Genomic DNA, 19,286 nt, shown 5'->3' with positions numbered 1-19,286 from the left:
GGCTCGCGCTGGCACACTAGCGCTCCCAGCGCCACCACGCAGCGAGTCCATGACCACCGCCGAAGCTCGTTTCGCGCATGCCGTAGCCGCCTTCGAAGCGGACGCCGGCCGTCTCGCAGAGATGCAGGCGGACGCGGTGCTCTCGCGTTTTTCGGACTACGTGAACGCGCGGGTGCCGCGGGCCTCACTGGTTGAATCGGGCCTGCGCAACGTCAGCCAGCTGTGCGCGATCCTGCGCAGCGGTCAGCCGCCCGGCGCGGGCGAGCTCGACGAAGCACGACGTGCGCGCGAACGCACCGCCCAGGGCGTGCCGGCCGACACGCTCTACGACGCTTACCGGCTGGTGCTGCGTCTGCTGGGCGATGCTTTTCTCGGCCATGCCGAGCATCACGGCGTACCGCGCGAACGGCTGCTGGCGGCCTTGCGCTTGCTGTGGGCGAGCGCCGATGCCCTGACTTCGGCGGTGGTGGTCGCGCGACTTGCCGCCGAACTCGATCTCGCGCGTCACGACGAGGGGCGGCGACTCGACCTGCTGCGTGCCCTGGTGTTCGGCAACTTGCCGCTGGTCGAACTGCGTCAGCGCATGGCCGGCTTCGGACTCGGACCCGATCGCAGCTACTACGTGCTGCGTGCACGCGCCGCGACGCCCGTGGCCCGCGAAACCCTGCGTGGACGTTTGGAGTCGAGCTTGCGCACTTACGGCTGTCGGCCCTTGTGCGGCATCGTCGATGGCGACGTGACGGTGCTGGCGCCGCTGCGGCCACCGCGCGGCGAGTCCGGCTACACCGCGGGGGTGGCGGGGCCGTGTCCCGTCGAAGGTTTGGCCCAGGCTTACGTGATGGCCAGCCGGCTGCTCGAGGTCGCGCGCGGCTTCGGCCTGGAAGGACCGCACGAACTCGGCGACCTCTCACTCAAGGTCGCGGTCAGCGCGGAAGCCGATCTCGGGCAGTTGCTCGATGTCCGACACCTCGCGCCGCTGCGTGAGGCGGGCGAGTTCGGTCGCCAGTTGATCGATACGCTGAAGACCCATCTTGCGAATGGCGCGCGCATCGCCGATACCGCGGCGGCTCTCGGTGTGCATCCCAATACCATCCGTCATCGGCTGGCGCGCGCCGCCGAACTGAGTGGCGCCGATTTCGAACGGCTCGAGGTCTTGTTCGAATTGTGGTGGGCATTGAACTGGGCGGAGCACGGCGGCGCCGGCTAATCGCGGCGTGCCGACTTTCAGGGAACGCGCGCGAGCCGCCGTCGGGCGCGCGCGCACAGGCAAGCGATGCTGAGCCGGGCAGGCTTGGAACGAGGCGTGCGCCCATTGCCCGTCATCGGCGATCGAGGTCCGCGCGCGCCGCACGATTGTAAAAGCTTGTCACACGACCATGAATTTCCAGGCACGACGCGGCCGTGGCCGCCGCGCGCTGCGCTGCCTCGCTTCGCCCGGTCTACACTCGAACGCATGACCCCGCCCCCGGGGCGGCCGCGGTTCGATGTTTCTGCCACGGTTGTAGTCGCGCGGCCCTCGCGCGCCGCGCCGTGCGCCATGTTCGAGGATGGTGCCCATGCTGCGTTGGTCCCGGTTCTGTTCGCCCGTCACCCGCGTCACCGCGCTGATGCTCGCCATTACCGCGCCCACCGTTCACGCGCTGCCGTTTCCCGCCACCTGGATAGGCGGCAACGGCAACTGGCTTGCACTCCGGCCCGGTGACTGGGCCATCGTCGACTTCTCGAGTCCCTGGAAATTCTTTCCCGACAACGACGGTTCGGATTACTTCTTTGTCCTGATCCCGAACGGCCATGTGCATCTCGACGATGGCGTGGTGCCGGGCGAACTCGGCGTGCCGGTGCCTTTCCTGGGCGTCGAGGTATCGACCCTGGCGCTGGCCAGCGGCGGCGAACTCGGCATCGGCGGTTCGGGCAGTCTGACCGTCAATGGTATCGAGGGCGTCGGCAGCCTCATCACCAATCAAGGCCGCATCACGCTCGACGGCGCGGGTTCGCTGGCCGCGCCGTTCGCCATGTCGATCCTCGGTGCGGGTGAGATCGCGCTCGGCAGCGACGACGCCGTGATCACGGGTCTTGGCGTCATCACGCATGATGAGGCACATACGCTGTCAGGCTTTGGCAACGTGGCGAGCAGCGTGTTCATCAATGACGGCACGGTGTTGGCCGACGTGTCGACGCGGGCCATGCGTTTCACCGGTCTGCAATTGGTGAACGGCGGCTCGCTGCGCGCCGCGGGCCGCGTGCCGGGCGAGGCCGGTGGCGAACTGCGGCTCGCGCCGCTGTTGAGCTTCGCCAACGATGGCGAGGTGATTGCCGACCACGGCCTGGTCAAGATCGAACAGACCGACATCGACAACGGTGGAGAGATAGGCGCGCGGCTGCTCGGCACGATGATCCTGGAAGAGGTCACGGTCGACAATCATGGCCGCCTGTTCGTTGAGGCGGGCGGAGCGTTCGAGCTGCGTGGCGACAACTTCATCGACGGTGGTGTACTGGACGCCGCGGCGGGCGCAGGTTTCACCGTCACCAATGGCCGCACCGAGGTGTCCGGCGGCATCACGCTCGGCGGTGAATTCGCGACTGCTGGTGGCACGCTGCGCTTTCGCGGCGTCGACCTCGCCATGCACAACGGCACCGTGCATCTCGCCGCCGGCACCGTCGCCGATGCGCTGGTCGGCAATACCTTCCGCGGCGGCCGCTGGAGCGGCAGCGGCCGATTGAACGTACTCGCGCCCAGCACCTGGGACGGCACCCCGAGCCTGGCCATCGACGGCACGACCATTGCGCTTGCGACGGCGTTACATCGCTGGCACGGCCAGTTCCATAACGACGGCACCATCGCGCTCGAGGAGAACACCTTCAACAGCTCGCTGCGTTTCGTGTTGGACGGCGCCACGCGCTTCGATGGCTCTGGCCGCGTGCTGGTGGCGGCCGGTGACGCCAATCGTTTCGAGGCTGACGGCGGCGACGCGATGCTGGTCAACGGCACCGATCACACCCTGGCCGTGGCGGCAGGCGCCGCCGCCACTGTCGACGTCGCGCTCAGCAATGAAGGGCTGGTCGATATCGACGGCGGCGGCGCCTCGCTGCTGGTGCAAGGGGAAGTGGCCAACCGCGGTGTGATGTCGGCGGCCGGCGGTGGCACGCTCAAATTCTCGAGCCCGCTCGCAGCGGGTCTCGTCATCGACAACGCCGATGGTCGTATCGAGGCGCTGGCCGGCGGCACGGTGTTGTTCGGTGACGGACATCCGCTGTCGTCCGCGATCACTCTGCGCGGCGGCACGCTCGCCGGGCCCGGGCTGTTGCGCGGACTGAACGCGCTGGTGTTCGACGGCCTCGCACACGGCGCGATCACGCTGGAGGACGGCGCGACCCTGGTACGCGGAGGCGGTACGACCACCGCGTTCGGCACGTTCGTCAACGATGGCACGCTGAAACTCGAGGACACCACCGGCTTTCTTTCAGGCAATGCCAGGCTCGCGGTGAGCGGCGCCTGGCACGTCGACGGCAGCGGCGAAATCTTGCTTGCCGACAACAGCGAGACTCTCATAGACGGCACCGATGCGACGGCCTTGATGGTGCTCGGCGCCGATCAGCGTGTGCATACCGCGGCAAACACTTTCGGCAGCGTGAATGTCGCGATGGAGAATCACGGCGAGGTGGTCGGCGAAGGCGCCAATTCGACGCTCGTCGTGCGCGGTCAAATCACCAACCGCGGACTGTTCGCGGCGCGCGCCGGCGGCACCTTGGTGTTCGAACCTGGCGCGGTGGCGGGACTCGTGATCGACAACCTCGGCGGCCGCATCGAGGCCGCGGCGGGCGCGACGGTGCAGCTGGGCGGTGGTCACCCCTTGTCACCGGCCACCACCGTGCGCGGCGGCACGCTCGGCGGGCCCGGCGCGCTGCGCGGTGGCACGGGCCTGGTGCTGGACGGCGCGACGAATGGCGCAATCACGCTGGAAGACGGCGCAACCCTCACGCGCTCGGGCGGCACCACGACCGCCGTCGGCACGCTGGTCAACGACGGCGTATTGAAGATCGAGGACACCACCGGCTTTCTGAGTGGCCCATCGCGGATCATGGTGGGCGGCACGCTGCACATCGACGGTGTGGGCGAGATCCTGATGAGCGGCAATACCGAGAGCCTCGTCAACGGTAGCGACGCCAGCGCGCAACTGGTGCTGGGTACCGGGCAACGCCTGCACACCGCGGCGAATACCAGTGCCACGCTGGATGTCGCCACGGTGAATCACGGCGAAGTGCTGGCCCATGGCAACAATGCCTCCTTGTTCGTGCAGCGTGACGTCACCAATCTCGGTCTCATGGCGGCGCGCGACGGCGGCACGCTGCACTTCAACCCGTCATTGAGCGCGGGGCTGGTGATCGACAACGCCGCTGGTCGCATCGAGGCGGGCGCCGGCGCGACGGTGCAACTCGGCGGCGGTCACCCCTTGTCGCCTGCCACCACGCTGCGCGGCGGCACGCTGGGTGGAAGCGGTGTGCTGCGCAGTGCGACGGCACTCGTGCTCGACGGCGCCACGCGCGGCGCACTCACGCTTGAAGCCGGCGCGACACTGCGGCGTGCCGGAGGCACCACCACCGCGTTCGGCACGCTCAACAACCACGGCACGCTGTTGCTCGAAGATACGACTGGCTTCCTTTCGGGCAACGCGCGACTCGCCGTGGCGGGCGAACTACGCCTGGACGGCCACGGCAGCGTGCGCTTCGCACAGGGCGACGAGATGCTGATCGACGGCACCGCGCCCGGCGCACGGCTGGTACTGGGTGGCGGCCAGGTCCTCGGCAACCAGGCCAATGCCTCCGGCACCGTCAACCTCTTGCTCGAGAACCACGGTCGCGTGCAGGGCGAGGGCGCGAATGGCCGCGTGTTGATTCAGAGCAATGTCGTCAATCGCGGCGTGCTGGCCGCGCAGGGTGGCGGGCTTCTGAGCTTCGAGGGTGCGACCAGCGCCGGCGTCGTCATCGACAACCATGGTGGCCGCCTCGAAACCGCGGCAGGCAGCATCATCGCGCTTGGCAATGGCCATCCCGCCGCGCCCTTCGTCCATTTGCACGGTGGTGTGATTGCCGGCAATGGACGGGTCGAGCTGGTGAAAGCCACGCTCTCCGAAGGCGTGACCATCGCGCCCGGCAGTTCGGCCGGGCTGCTGACCTTTGGCGGCAACCTGGATTTCGATCCGCTGGGCCTGCTCGAGATCGAACTCGGCGGTGCGAACGCCGGCGTCGATTTCGACCGCGTGGCGGTGACCGGCAATGCCCGCCTCGACGGGCGTCTCGAGCTCGATCTCGTCGGTGGCTTCGCGCCCGGCGACGGCGATGTGTTTCGCATTCTCAGCGCGGCGAGTGTCAGCGGCATCTTCGACAACATCGTGAACGGGCTGGTGCATTTCGAAGGCGGCAGTTTCGAAGTGGTGATCGGCGCGGGCTTCGTCGATCTGCGGCACTTCACGCCGGCGCCCGTGCCGCTGCCGGCGCCGGGCGCGTTGCTGGGCGTGGCACTGGCCGCGCTTGCGCTGCACGGCCGGCGCGCGCGGCGCTAGCGTCGCACCGGATCGATGGGCGTGATGGCGCCGCAGGCCGCTTCGATCACCGCTGCACCGTCGAGGCACAGATCCTCGCGCCAGCGCTCGGCATAGACCTGCACGCCGGTCGGTAACCCGTCGGCCACGCCCGTCGGCACCGCCACCGCCGGAATGCCGAGCAGGTTGCCGGGGGTGATGAAGCGCAGGCGCGAGAGCGTGGTGTCGAGACCGGTGTGCGGGTCGAGGTCTTCGTCGTGACGAAACGGCAGGTCGGTCCAGATCGGCCCGATCACCAACGGCCAGTCGAGGAACAGGCGTGACCAGGCCTGGGCGAGGCGGTCGCGTTCGACGAATCGTGCGTTGCCGTGCAAGGCCGCGCCGCCGAAGCGCGCGACGAGCTGCTCCATGGCCATCACCGGGCCCGCCGACATGATGCTGGCGAGGGTCGGCAGCATGTCGGCGACGTCCGCCGCGAGCATCTGCCCCCAGGTGTGGTTGATGGCGTCGATCTCGGGTGGCGTGACGGTGTCGACCGTCCAGCCGGCGGCGACCAGCGCCGCGCCGGCGCGTTCGACCGCGGCCACGGTTGCCGCGGGCAGGGAAGTCCCGGGCAGCGCGGTGACCAGCGCCGCGCGTTTCGCGACGGGCGGACCCTGCAGCGGCGCGGGCACCGAAAACGGATCGCGCGCGTGCCAACCGGCCAGGATCGAGAGGCCGAGGCGCAGATCGGCGACGCTGCGCGCCATCGGGCCTTCGACCGCCATCAGGCGAAAGGCGATGCCCATGTCGGGCGCGGCGCACCACGCCAGCGGAATGCGCCCGGTGGTCGGCTTGAGCGAGGTGATGCCGCAGCAGTAGGCGGGATTGCGCAACGAGCCGCCGATGTCGTTGCCGAGGCCGAACGGCGTCATGCCGCTGGCCAGCGCCGCACCTTCGCCGCCGCTCGAACCACCTGCCACCAGGTCCAGGTTCCACGGATTGTTGGTGCAACCGCGCAGGGCGTTGTTGGTGCTGATGCGCAGGCCCATCTCCGGCAGGTTGGTGCGCGCCAGCGGAATAGCGCCCGCCGCCTTCATGCGTGCCACCACCGGCGCGTCCTGCGGCGGCGCCGCGGCGGCGAACATCGCCAGGCCCTGGGTGGTGGCCGATCCCATGCAATCGATGTTTTCCTTGATGGTGAAGGGCACGCCATGCAGTGGCCCCTGCGGGGCGCTGCGGTCGGCGGCGTCGGCCGCGGCCAGCGCATCGTCGGCAAGCGTTACGGTCACCGCGTTGACCGCGCCGTTGACCGCCGCGATGCGCTCGAGGTGGCTGGTCACCACCTCGCGGCTGGAAACCTCGCGCTTGCTGATCAGCGCGGCGAGTTCGATCGCGGTTCTGCGCCACAGTTCGTCTGCCATCTTGCTGCCTCTTGGTTGTGCGGGCGTGATGGCGATGACCATGCCACAGGTGGCGTGCGCAGACGAGAGGTTCCGCTCACGCCAGGTGAATGGAGGCGGCCGCCACGCTCCCTAGGGACGCGACCGGCCGTGCGCTTCAAAACCGTCGATACGCCCTCGGCCGGGGCATACGCACGGCATGTTTGCCTTTGAACGATTGTCTCCGCATAACCACGGTAACAACCTGCGTCACTCGCGGCGCTGCGCGGCCGAGCACCCATTCGTTCCGCTCGGGGCATCGTTCAACACCGATGGTCACCGGTAAAATTTTGTGAACACCGCGACGCCAGCCGCGCGCGCGTGCTTTACGCGAAACTTACCTGCTAGATTCTGCGATCGAATATTCGCGATCGCCCGGCCGGCAAGGGGCGCCGGCGGAGAAACAGCCATCTGGCCGAACGCCGCCCGGCTCGCGGTGCGGCGGCGGTTCGCTCATCGCGCTCGCCGCATCCGTGACGAGGCCCCAGCGATCCGGATTCAGCGATCCACGTCCTCAGGGGACGTGTAAGCAACGAAGTGGCTGCGAGCGGCCAGCAAGTGTCCGACCATTTCGCAGGCCGCGGCTGCGCGGAAGGAGCGGTTCCATGACCGATACTCGGGGAGTGCGACGGAGGTCTCGTATGTCGATAAGGAATTATCTGAACGGCTTGCTGTTCGGGGTCGGCGCGACCGCCGCGCAACTGGTCTCCGCCGTCGGATTGCCGGACGTCGTCGCGACGCAACCGGTAGGCACCTGGCAGAAGGTCAACCAGAACCAGTTCCAGTCCGTCTGGGCGCCGGCAGGCCAGCGACCTGCGAACCTGCCGACCGCAAAGATCAGTGCCTGGGCGAGCGGTGGCTACGACCCGGTCACCGGTGATTTCTTCGTGCTCGGTGGCGACAACATGCCCTATTCCGGCAACGAGGTGTATCGCTTCAATGGCAGTACGCTGCTGTGGCAGCGTGATTCGCTGCCGAGCGCCATCGTGGCGCCGGTCGGCGATCAGAAGGTCTACCTCACCGCTGACGGGCCGGACGGTTCACCCATGGCCGGCGAGACCTACGACAACGTGGTCTTCCTGCAGAACTCGCGCAGGTTGGCCTACATCGGCGGCAACGCCTGGCCGGGCGAGGGGCAGCAGTACTACCGCGGCGATGGCGTTACCCGTACCGGCCCCTATTTCTTCGACCCGCTCAAGGCCGATCCGAACAAGGTCGGCGGTTTGCCCGGCTCACAGTGGAACGCCGCGAGCTACCCGAACGTCCAGGCCGGCTTCATGTGGGAAAACCGGCAGTCGGTGCAGACCGCGGCCGGACTCGTCGGCGCCCGCAACAACAATGGCGGTGTCACGGCCGTCACGCAGCGCAACGGCAAGGACGTCGTCTACGTCGGTGAGTTGGCGAGCGGCCTGGCCGGTGGACTCGGCCGTCTGTTTCGCTACACGGTAAACAGTCTCGCGCCGGGCGACGACACCTGGGAACTGGTCGGCGTCCCCGTCACACAGAGCTACGGTGGTGCCGGCGTGGGCGCGCTCGATACCGAGCGCCAGGCCTTCGCGCGCACCGCGTCTTCCTCGGTGGTGTCCTATGTTCCGGCCACGAACGCGTTCTCCGGCGCGTCGAAGTACCAGTTGCTGTATTGGAACCTGAAGACGGCGGGTGCCACGAACCCGAGCGTGTTCGCGCCGCATATCGCCGGCGACCCGCTGCCGCTGGCTTCCACAGCGGGGCTCGAATACGACCCGGACATCGACGCTTACCTCGTGTGGGAAGGCAACAAGGACGTGTGGCTCGTGTATCCGCCCAACCAGCTCTCGTCGGACGGCTGGTTCGCACGCAAGGTCAGCCCGGAGGGTGATGGCCCGATGCTCGGCGGCTTTACCTATACCGGCGTCTACGGAAAGTGGAACCACATGCCTGGACTCGCCGGCCTGATGGGCGTGATTCAGCCGACCACCGGCGATATCTGGGTGTACAAGCCCGACCCGGCGCTGGCGAACCCCAAGTTGCCGCTGACCTATGTGTCTGGCTTCCGTGCAAATGCGAACGGCGGCCTGGAGGTCTACGTGGCCGATCCCGCGGCACCGGGCACCCCGCGCGTCATCGTGCCGCACGTGCCTGTCGGCACCGACGCCAAGTCCGTCCTCGTGCCGCATGCGGTCACGCTTGCGCCACGCATGGCTTCGGCAATGCATAACCGCAGCCTCGTCCTGCCGAGCGGCAATGTGCTGGCGAAGGTCGATCTCCGGCAGGCTGGCAGCCAGGTCCCGGTGCAACTGTCGTCCGAGAGCGGCGCCGCCCAACTGTGCGGCTTTCCCGCCGTGGCGGCCGACTACCAGGACGCCGATCGTTCGGCGGTCGTCTACGGCCTGCCGGGGCCTGACGGCAACTGCGCCAGCACAGGCGACAACGAATATCGCATGGTGCGCGTCGGCATGACGCCAACCGACACGCCACTGGTGGCGAAGCGGCCGGTTACCGCCGTCTACGATGACTCGCACGCGCACATCGGCTGGCTGGCGACGGACGGCACGAACCTCGTGCTGACCGATGCGAATTTTCAGGCGCCGCAGGTAATAGGCACGTTCTCCGGCAATGCCGACAACGTCCAGTCGCTCGGCGTGGACAAGGCGAACAACGTGGTGCTGCTCAAGATCGATTCGGAACTGCGCGCGTACAACAAGCAGACCAACATCCTGGCGCCTTCGATCCATTCCTTTCAGGACGCGGCCCGAAGCGTATTGTTCTCCCAGGACGATTACTTGACGTACTTCGTCGACCGCGGTGCGTCCGCGTCCACCATTCGACGTGTCCGTTCCGACGGCAGCAGTACTGTCCCCTTGCAGATCGCCTCGGAGACCCGGCCGATCATTACCGCGCCGAAGCTGTTCCACAATTCGACGCGAATGGCCTATCTCATCAGCAGCACCACGGCGGGCCTCGCCACCGTGCGCGTCGCCGACAAAACGACCGGCACGATCTGGAGCTTTGCTTCCTCGGTGTCGGCGGATTTCCTCGAGGTGGCGTACAACGTCGTCTATTACAACGTGCCGGTCGGGGCCACGGGATTCAAGGCCGGGCGCATCGAAGGGGGCGGCGTCAACCGCGTCGAACTCGCCAATTCGCGCTGGGCCGGGGCCTTGGCGCCCACCACCGGAGACCTCGGGGCCGGCGTGCGCCCGGTGCGGCTGGTGCGCGTTGATCGCGTGGTGTCGGATCGCGACGCCGGCGGCACCGTGAACGTGATCGACCCGACCTCTAACCTTGTGCTGGCCGGGCAGGGTGCGTTGCCGACGGACAGCGCGCGCTTCTCGGTGGTCCAGGCGCCCGGTGGCGTGTCATATGCGGGCGCGGCGCTCGGCACCAGCACTTCCATCGCCGGCGGCACCCAGCCGACGAATTTTTATTTCAATTCGGAGAGCGCAGGCACCGTGACGCCGCTAGGCCAGGGTGTGCCGGTCTCCGGCGGCAACGCCGCGCCGATCGTCAGTTTGTTCGCGAGCCCGACCGCGGGTTTCACCAGCACCGACTTCACTTTCAGCACCGCGGGAAGCTTCGATCCGGACGGCACCATCACGAGCTACGAATGGAATTTCGGTGACAGTACGTTTGGCTCGGGCGCCAGCGTGAATCACACCTACCTTGCCGGTGGCAACTACACGGTGCAGGTGACTGCAACGGACGACAAGGGCGCGCAATCGCAAGCCTCGATCGTCGTCAATGTGCAGCAGGTCGTCGAGTTGCAGATTAATGTCGTGCAGGTGCGCCTGGTCGGTACGCTCACCGACGCTTCGGTCACGTCGATCAAGGTAAATGGTCAGGACGTGCCGGTGGTGAACGGCGCGTTCGATGCCCCGGTCACCGTCGGCACCGGCACGACGAACGTCACGCTGGAAGCCAACGGCCAGCAGGGAACAGTCACCAAGGCGGTGAGCGTGAGCATTCCCTGAGTTCAGCTCAGCTGCCCTGTTGCTGGGCAGCTTTGCGCCGACTTCGCGCTGAACGTGGTCGTCAGCGGCATGTTCGGCAACGCCGAGAACGAGCTGGAGCAGCGGCGGCTACCGAGAAGGGTTCTAGCGTCGCACCGGATCGATGGGCGTGATGGCGCCGCAGGCCGCTTCGATCACCGCTGCACCGTCGAGGCACAGATCGGCGACGCTGCGCGCCATCGGGCCTTCGACCGCCATCAGGCGGAAGGCGATGCCCATGTCGGGCGCGGCGCACCACGCCAGCGGAATGCGCCCGGTGGTCGGCTTGAGCGAGGTGATGCCGCAGCACTAGGCGGGATTGCGCAACGAGCCGCCGATGTCGTTGCCGAGGCCGAACGGCGTCATGCCGCTGGCCAGCGCCGCACCTTCGCCGCCGCTCGAACCACCTGCCACCAGGTCCAGGTTCCAGGGATTGTTGGTGCAGCCGCGCAGGGCGTTGTTGGTGCTGATGCGCAGGCGACCGGCCGCGTCCATCGCGGCGCGCGCAGGCGAAAATTTCAGGCATCGATTCACGTCCGGCATCCGACCCCTTGCGGCGGGTCTGCACCGGCCGCGGCGGGACTCTGTCGCACCCCGGAGCGTCCGCCAAGCTTCACGGCAACGGTCTGCGAAGGCAGCCTGACGATTTCCGCGGTCGCGCCGGACCGGCACCGCGACACTAGTCCTGTTTGACGATGGAGAAATAGTCCAGCAGTCGCCCCGACGCGTCGATGTAGCGAGCATCGAGCCTTCGGTTCGCGACGTCGATGACGACGGAACCGGGGCTGCGCAACCCGCGTCGACGCCGGCCGTCATCCGGATCGGTCAGATAGACCATGACTGGATGGTCCAGCGTGCCGGCGCCTTCCAGCGCTTCGGCGCCTCCGCCGGAATTTCCATTGACGATATATACCGTTCCCTGGCCTGGGCCACGTATTCCCGGCTTGAGGTAAACGCCGTTGCCTTGTTCGCGTCCATCACCACCGTTGACGGTATAGCGCAGTGGGTCACGCACGAATTCGTCGCTGGTGCCAAGCAGTCCTTTTATCAACATGGACCGTTCGTAATTGTGACTGTGGCCCGCCAGCACGACGTCGGCGCCATGGCGTTCGAGGATCCGTGCGAACTCGCGGGCCGCCACGTGGCCTTGCTGATCGGAATCGTGGGTGCCATGGCTGTAGGGTGGCACGTGGTAGAAAGCGATCACCCACAGTGCGCGACTATCGGCCAGATCCTGCTCCAGCCACGCGGCGCTGGCCGCCGTCGGCTCCTGTGTGTTCATGCTGATGAAGTGCACGTTGCCGTAGTCGAACGAATAGTAGGCTTCGGTGCCTGATGGCACTCCGCCCGCTTCGGCCGCGCGCGGCAAGGTGAAAGTGTCGAAATACGGACCACTCTCGGTGACGGGATCCGACACGCCGTTCGACCACTCGTGGTTGCCGAAGGTTGGCCATACCGGTGTGCGCCACAGCAGGTGTTCGAAGGCATTCTCGAACAGGCCGTATTGGTGGGCGAGGTCACTGCCGCCGCCCCAACTGAATTGCTCGTAGGCATTGTCACCGAGCATCAAGAAAACATCGCACTCGCGCCCGTCTCTTTCCTTCAATGCGTAGTAGGCGTTGCGCACCGCGCGGGCCGTGCCATTGCCGGTGCCGGCGTCGCCCACCGCCCAGATGCGCAGTGGTGCCGTACTGCCCACCGGAGGTGGCGTGACGAAGCTCAAGCGCCCGTCGCTGCCCGCCAGCATGCCGCCATCGCCCTTTGCACCAATCTGGTAGTAATAACGGGTCCTCGGCGTGAGACCGTTCAACTTGACCACGTGATCGCGACGCGCCGTCGAGGTGGCTTCGATTTCCGACGAGCGAATCACCCCTGGCGAGGGACCGTAGGCGACGAGGCCGACGGTGTCGCGATTGGTCCGCCAGCGCAAGATGGTGCTGACGGGCGTGGACTGCTGCAAATAGGGGCCGCGCACAAGGCTCAGCATCGACTGTCGAAAAGCCAGCGAAGCGAACCAGTACAGCACATCGCTGCCCGGTTCACTTTGATGCAACTCCACGGCGAGCACGTTGTTGCCCGCCACCAGCGCGGAGCGTGCAACGCTTATGTCGATGGTCTCAATCTGTGTCGGCGCATGCACTTGCGCAGGCGTCCAATAGTCGATGGCGCCTGCTGGCAGTCCCCGCCGCACCACTTCGACACCGTTCAGATACGCGACAAAACCGTGGGACCAAGCCGCTTCTAGTTCGAGCGCGGCCACGGCTTTCGGATCGCGCACCTCGAATTGCTTGCGCAGGTACACCGTGTTGCGTGTCGGATGAATGGTGTCGTCGACGCGGGTTCTGGTCGCAAGACCGTACCTTGCCGCGCCAAAGCCGAACGAGCCTTCGCCTCGCTGCCAGTGGCTGTCATCGAAATCGCGCCCGCGCCATGCACCGTCGGTATGGACACCGCGCAGGTCGTACCGCCAGGCGTCGCCGGGATAGATGAACCGCGTTTGTGCGCCTTTCGGGATCGAAGTCTGCGCTTGGTCGGCAACTGCCCAAGCAGACACGAGCAATACAAGTACGCCCACCACACCTGCAGACCGCGACCGCAATCCACTGAAGAGCCGCCCGGCGATCATCGCCCCATCTCCATGGTTACTTTGCGCGCCAGTGTACTCATCGACCCGCGTCCGGACATCGTTTGGCGAGAAGAAGTGACCCCGGAAAGTCTCCTGAGCCTTGTCAAATAGCGACCGGCGGCAGGGACCAGGTGGCCGCGCGGGGCGGGCCCTGCCCGGCGTTGCCGCGCGAGCCGACTGTTACGTCGGATGCGCTGAGTCATGAACTTCTTCCCTCAACCCGAGCAGCATGTAGGTGTGCATCGGCCGATGCCCCTTGATGGCTACCTCGCCGCGCGGCTGGCAGACGAAATCAGCGCCGAGGCGCTGAAACGTCGCTTCACTGAGCTGGATCTGGCCCGCGACACCGTGGGATTTCATGCGCGACGCCACGTTCACCGTGTCGCCCCACAGGTCGTAGATGAAGCGCTTCTTGCCGATGACGCCGGCGACCACGGGCCCGGAATGGATACCGATACGTAACGCTATGCCCGCGTGATGCTTCGTCACCTCCTGAAATTCCAGGGCCAGTCGCGCCAGAGCGCGTGCGTGATCCGGTCGCGGATCGGGAATACCCGCCGCCACCATGTAGGCGTCGCCGATGGTCTTGATCTTTTCGATGCCGGCACGTGTGCACAGGTCATCGAACGCCGAGAAGATTTCGTTCAGGCGCAGCACGATCTCCGAGGCGGGCAAATGCCGCGACAGGTCGTCGAAGCCGACCAGGTCTGCGAACATCACTGAACATTCGAGATAGCCGTCGGCGAAGGTCTTGCCTTCGCGCCGCAGGCGCTCGCTGATTTTCTGCGGCAACATGTAGCCGAGGATACGTTCCATCGCGGCTGCATCGTCCGCGAGTTGATGCTCGACGCCGTCGACCTCGCGCAGGAATGCTGCCATCAAGGCCACGACCGTGGCGAAATAGAGGCACCACACGACATTGGTCGCCGTGGCGTGGAACTCCGCGGGTACCGGTGCGATCGGCTCGAACCGTACCACGCCGAACTCCACCACCAGGAAAGACAGCAGGCAGACCACCACATAGCCGGCCACCACCGATCGATGTTCATCGGCGAGCACCAGCACCGCGGCCACGGCGAGGCCGATGAACCACAGGTGATTGGCTGCCGCATGGGCCGTCAGAACGCCCTCGACGAACATCAAGGTCGCCCAGTTGATGATGAAGAACAGGGCGCCCGTCAGGTGCGCGCGGGCCCGGAACCCGAGTCGCGGCACAGCGAGCAGCAGTGCCGCACCGAGCGCGCACCCACTGTCGATCAGCGCCAGCCCCCATAGCCCCCGCATCGCGCCTTCGACGGCCCAGGCGCTCTGCAGAATCAGCAGGACCCACAGTGCCGCCTTCAGCACCCCGTTCGCCCGTGCGCGCGCGCCGCGCCGTCCCGGCGACGGCTGCGTGCCGGCCATCGCCAGCAACTCAGCGGGTAACGGTTCAGCCATGAGCGCCTTCTCGACGTCGCCCGCTCACGCGGTAAACATGCAGCGGTGGTCGTCCGGCGACCGCCACTTCACCGCCGGCGTCACAGGCGAACTGCTCGGCGATCAGTGCATGGGTGGCCGCACTCACCTGGATCTCGCCGGCAATGCCGTGGGATTCCATGTGCGCGGCGATGTTTACCGTGTCGCCCCACAGGTCGTAGGCCAGCCGCTGTTTGCCGATTAGGCCCGCCACCACCTGGCCGGAATTGATGCCGATGCGGATACTGAGGCGCGGGTAGGCCGCGACCGCCTCGCGCATGCGCAGCGCGAACTCCACGAGCACGATAGCGTGGTCGGCCCGTGCTTCGGGCAGCCCGCTCGCCGCCATGTACGCATCACCGATGGTCTTGATCTTCTCGAGGCCCAGGGATTCGGCAAGGTCATCGAAGGTCGAGAACACTTCGTCCAGCAGGCGCACCAGCGCGTCCGGGGGCGTGGCCGATGCCAGCGGCGTGAAGCCGACGATATCGGCAAACAGCACGCTGCAGGCTTCATGCTTGTCGGCGAACGTAGTGCCGTCGCGGCGCAAGCGCGCACTGACCGTGGCCGGCAGCACGTTGTCGAGCAAGGCCTGGATGCGTGAGGCACTCTCGGCGAGCGCATGTTCGCCGCGGCGCACGTCCTCGACGATCGCCCTGACCAGCACCAGCATGGCAAAAGCATGCAGGAGCATGCCAACCCCGCGCCCCGGCCCGGCCAACTCCGCCGGTAGCGGCGCTACCGGGTCGGCCGTGATCCAGCCCAGTTGCGCGGCGAGGAACGACGCGGCACACAAGGCCACGTAACACACGGCCACCGAGCGGCGCACTTCGATCAGGACCACGCAGGCGCCGACCGCCAACGTCAGGAACCACACCTGGTTGAACGAACTGCCGGGCCCCTGCACACCTTCGAGCGACAGCAACATCAGCCAGATGCAGGCGAACGTCACCCAGAAGGTCAGGTGGCCGGCGAGCGCCAGCGGCACGCGGCGGGTCACGAACAGGAGGGCGGCGCCGCTTGCCGCGACCAGTCCTTCGACGCCGGCGAAAACCCAGTTCTGCAGCGACAGCCCGTGGAGGACCCAGAAGCCGGCGGCGCCGGCAATCAGTGCCTGCCCGACCGTCAGGGTCATGCGCGCTCGCTCGCTGCGCTGCTGCCGGAACGCGACGTCCGAGAAGACCAGTGACGACGGCATGATTGACCACCACTGCCCGCGAGGGAGGATGCGGCATTCTACGCGGACTGTTCGAGGGCGGGCAGGTCTCGACGCCACCAATTGGCCGTCGATGCGCGCGAGGGCTTGCGCATGATCCCGGTGATGACCGACGCGATGGCGCTGAAGCGTGCGCCAGCCGCGAGCGTCGCGCGGCGGAGGGGGGCGTGCCACCTTCGCCGCGGCACACAAGGTATCAACAACGTGAACAGTTACCGGGTCGTGAGCCGCGGCAGCGACTAGTGTGTGGAACAGCCGAGCGCCTGGCCGCTGGCGTTCTTCGCCGCCAGGCCGATGATTCGCATACGCAGGGAGGCGATGTCATGCCCGACCGATTCTCAACTCAGCGCCGCACCTTGTTCGCGCTCGCGATCCTGGCGTTCGCGCCCGTGACGCTGGCGCAAATGACCCTGCAAAGCACGAGGATCGAGGCGCACCTCCGTTACGAAGCGGGGACCGATGCCTCGCACCTTTCCTACATCGCCTCGTTACCAAGTGACTCGCTGTTCTTTCGCGGCGCGTCTCCACCGCCGGGGCAAGCCGCGCAACGCGTGGGTATCGTCCCGGATTTCACGCCGCCCGCGGGAGCGATAGGTGACACCTTGTTCCTGCCAGCCGAGTTGCGTGCCTACCAGAGCGTCGAGGGCTTCAACGCAACCCGCGTCGATGCGGCGATTGCCGACGGGTTGCCCTTTCACCGCGCGGAGGCGAGGACGGAATGGAGCATTTCCGCTCAGGTGTCGAACCTGATTCCGCATTCGCAGGTGCGGGTGTTCCTGGACTACCTGTTGTTTCCGGGCGAGGCGGGCTTGACCGCCTTTGGCGGCTTTACCGGCGAAGCGGGGTTCCGCGCGGCCATCAGTGTTGAAGATGTGCAAATCGACGAGTCGCTCGCCACGTTGCGCAGCGGGCCCGGCCTCGCTCTGCCGACCCTGGCCACCTCCGGTGATTTCCTGCAGCCAGGCGTGTCGCTCATTACCGAGTTGCGCAACGGCCTGAGCCACAACGTCATCCGTACCGAGCCCGTGTTCGGTACGGCCGATCTCGGCCTGTTCCAGAACGGTGACTTCGTGAACGTCAAGTACGTGCTGGAGGCCTGGCTCGAGATTCCGGGATTCGAGGTCGGCGGCTTTGCCGCCATCGGCGACCCCTTCGCGCTGTCGAGCGATCCCGCGGCCTATCTCGCGAGCCAACTCCCGGGCATCGACGTGCGGGGAATGGTGCTCACGGAGCAGCCGGTGCCAGTGCCGCTCCCCGGCGGGTTCGGTCTGCTGTTCGGCGCAGTGGGTGTGATGGGCGCGGCACTACGCCGCCGGGTCATGCAGGCCTGGGAGCCCGCTCCTGCTCACGGTCACACGGGCTCGCGGTCGTCCAGGTGAATGACTTCACATCGTTGCCGTGGGCAGGTTGGTTGAGTCGCGTTCGAGTGTCCGCCACGGCCGCGCTCGTTCGTCCACCAGGGAGGTAGTCGTCGTGATCGGGATTCGTCACGGTTCATCGGTTGGCCTGGCCACCGCGGGGTTCGCGCTTGCTGGCAGCCTGGTCGCAGCGTCGGCCTCGGCGGCGGTGAGCCACGTCTTCGGAGTCTCCGCGCCACAGGACGTGCCCGGCATACTCGAGGCCAGCATCACGCGCATCGACATGCGTGACATGGAGGTGTCCATCCTGCGTACGGACGGCGAGGCCGACAGCCGCGTGTGGAGCGCCACCACGGCCGGCAAGGCCGTCGGCGTCGGCTGGGCGATGGGCACGTCCGACGCAGACACCGGCTTCGCTGCCTGGAATGTCTCCAATTCCACCAGTCACGCGCCGATTCACCGCATCGTCCTGCACGGCCAGCCTGGCCGCGTGCTGTTCGATGTCGACATGTACGACCTGGGTGCCGGCAATGCCTGTGCGACCTACTCGTCCGCGAGCGGCTTCTCGCTGCCGTGCTCCACCGGCTCTGAACGGGGACGCCGTTTCAGTTTCGACGTCGGCGATTTCGATGCGACTGTGACCTACAGCGATCCCGTGGGCATCGCTGGCACCGCGCCGTTGGGCGATCTCTTCTACACCATGACCATCGAGTTCGCGCGCCCCGGCATGGACTTGGCCAGCTTCAGCTTCTTCCAGGACACCGACCTGGCCGCGCGCAGCCCGGTGCCACTGCCGACGACGGTGGTGCTGTTCGGTTCGGGCGTACTGGGCCTGCTTGCTCGCGGGCGACGGCGACGGGGACGGCGCGGCTGCGCCGGTGATTGCCGCGCCGGCGGTGGCCGAGCCGGGCAGCACGGCGCGTATTTTCCGCGGTCGTCTTCAGCAATTCGACGGCCTGCGCGAGTTGGCCCGCGCAGACGTCTTCGACTGCATTGAGGTGGTGCGCAATCGCCATCGGCGTCACCGCCATCTCGATGGCGTCAGCCCGGAGGCGTCTGAAACCGCCTGACTCTTAGGGCGCGGGGCGTCCGGCATACGGCGCAAGTCCGGTGGCGGCCGACAACGCGTCACCGACGTTTTCAACAAGTGCCCCGTCCGCACATCGACGGATATACTCGGCGCGGACGCAAGCGCACATCCAGCCGCTTGTTCTTTCCTTGAAAACTATAACGAAGAGCAGCATCGCTGCCCGGAGGACTCCATTCGCCTTAGCATCCTGACGGCGCCCCTATTGTCATTCGCAATAGCGGCACAGGCTGAACAGCTTGATTTCTTGCAGCTCCCCAATGTCGATGGCTTGGCGACGACGCCGGGTTACGAGCGCTGGATTCAACGGCAGCTGCAAGCCGATTTGCGGCGCTTCGATAAACCCAACCACTTGCGCGACCATAGTTTCAAACGCCGTGTCGCCGTCGATCGATTCCTCATCACGGAATTGCTGCTGCGCCACGCGCAAACGCTTTGCCCGCAGCTGTCGTGCATAGGCATGCGGTGTGACGCCGGTGCAGGTGCGAAACAGACGGTGCAACTGATGCGGCGACAGCGCGACGGCGGCGGTCAATTGTGCCAGTGTCGGCAACGGCGTCTCGCTCGCCAGCACAGGGCATGCGCGAGTGACGATATCGGCGCCTTAGGCTTGCA

At 66.7% G+C, this 19,286-nt stretch carries 11 protein-coding genes; 5 read left to right on the top strand and 6 right to left on the bottom strand.

What is annotated here, in order from left to right; all coding sequences use genetic code 11:
- Positions 1-49 precede the first annotated feature (49 nt).
- On the top strand, positions 50-1,207 hold the full coding sequence (locus IPM80_16525) for a helix-turn-helix domain-containing protein (protein ID MBK8959977.1): 1,158 nt from the start codon (positions 50-52) through the stop codon (positions 1,205-1,207).
- A 349-nt stretch (positions 1,208-1,556) separates the two neighbouring features.
- Complete coding sequence (locus tag IPM80_16520; protein MBK8959976.1) at positions 1,557-5,561, top strand: hypothetical protein; 4,005 nt, start codon at positions 1,557-1,559, stop codon at positions 5,559-5,561.
- Here IPM80_16520 and IPM80_16515 read toward each other — a convergent pair.
- Positions 5,558-6,943: an indole acetimide hydrolase gene (locus tag IPM80_16515; GenBank protein MBK8959975.1), complete on the bottom strand. Its 1,386-nt coding sequence runs from the start codon at positions 6,941-6,943 to the stop codon at positions 5,558-5,560. The genes IPM80_16520 and IPM80_16515 overlap by 4 nt on opposite strands.
- Before the next feature lie 2,438 nt (positions 6,944-9,381).
- Here IPM80_16515 and IPM80_16510 point away from each other — a divergent pair.
- Positions 9,382-10,911, top strand: coding sequence for a PKD domain-containing protein (locus IPM80_16510; GenBank protein MBK8959974.1), 1,530 nt, complete (start codon positions 9,382-9,384; stop codon positions 10,909-10,911).
- 327 nt (positions 10,912-11,238) lie between these two features.
- Here the strand turns inward: IPM80_16510 and IPM80_16505 are convergent, their stop codons facing one another.
- The 4 genes from IPM80_16505 to IPM80_16490 all read right to left on the bottom strand — a co-directional run bounded on the left by IPM80_16505 (position 11,239) and on the right by IPM80_16490 (position 16,208).
- On the bottom strand, positions 11,239-11,463 hold the full coding sequence (locus IPM80_16505) for a hypothetical protein (protein ID MBK8959973.1): 225 nt from the start codon (positions 11,461-11,463) through the stop codon (positions 11,239-11,241).
- A gap of 145 nt (positions 11,464-11,608) precedes the next feature.
- Positions 11,609-13,555, bottom strand: a complete 1,947-nt coding sequence (locus IPM80_16500; GenBank protein ID MBK8959972.1) for a metallophosphoesterase family protein — start codon at positions 13,553-13,555, stop codon at positions 11,609-11,611.
- 180 nt (positions 13,556-13,735) lie between these two features.
- On the bottom strand, positions 13,736-14,992 hold the full coding sequence (locus IPM80_16495; protein MBK8959971.1) for an adenylate/guanylate cyclase domain-containing protein: 1,257 nt from the start codon (positions 14,990-14,992) through the stop codon (positions 13,736-13,738).
- The gene (locus IPM80_16490) at positions 14,985-16,208 is read right to left on the bottom strand and encodes an adenylate/guanylate cyclase domain-containing protein (GenBank protein ID MBK8959970.1); all 1,224 of its coding nucleotides are present in this window, start codon (positions 16,206-16,208) and stop codon (positions 14,985-14,987) included. The genes IPM80_16495 and IPM80_16490 overlap by 8 nt, the downstream gene beginning before the upstream one ends.
- A gap of 341 nt (positions 16,209-16,549) precedes the next feature.
- On the opposite strand from IPM80_16490, the gene IPM80_16485 reads away from it, so the two are divergent.
- Together IPM80_16485 and IPM80_16480 are read left to right on the top strand one after the other, a co-directional pair.
- The gene (locus IPM80_16485; protein MBK8959969.1) at positions 16,550-17,605 is read left to right on the top strand and encodes a hypothetical protein; all 1,056 of its coding nucleotides are present in this window, start codon (positions 16,550-16,552) and stop codon (positions 17,603-17,605) included.
- Positions 17,606-17,633: 28 nt separating this feature from the next.
- A complete protein-coding gene (locus IPM80_16480; GenBank protein ID MBK8959968.1) occupies positions 17,634-18,581 on the top strand; it encodes a hypothetical protein in 948 nt (315 codons plus the stop codon).
- Between the two features lie 298 nt (positions 18,582-18,879).
- Here the strand turns inward: IPM80_16480 and IPM80_16475 are convergent, their stop codons facing one another.
- The gene (locus IPM80_16475) at positions 18,880-19,266 is read right to left on the bottom strand and encodes a helix-turn-helix domain-containing protein (GenBank protein MBK8959967.1); all 387 of its coding nucleotides are present in this window, start codon (positions 19,264-19,266) and stop codon (positions 18,880-18,882) included.
- Positions 19,267-19,286 lie beyond the last annotated feature (20 nt).

It is taken from the genome of Pseudomonadota bacterium (genome assembly GCA_016719885.1).
Taxonomy (GTDB): Bacteria; Pseudomonadota; Gammaproteobacteria.
The sequence above is the reverse complement of the archived record's forward strand: the minus strand, read 5'-3'. Positions and strand labels throughout refer to the sequence as shown.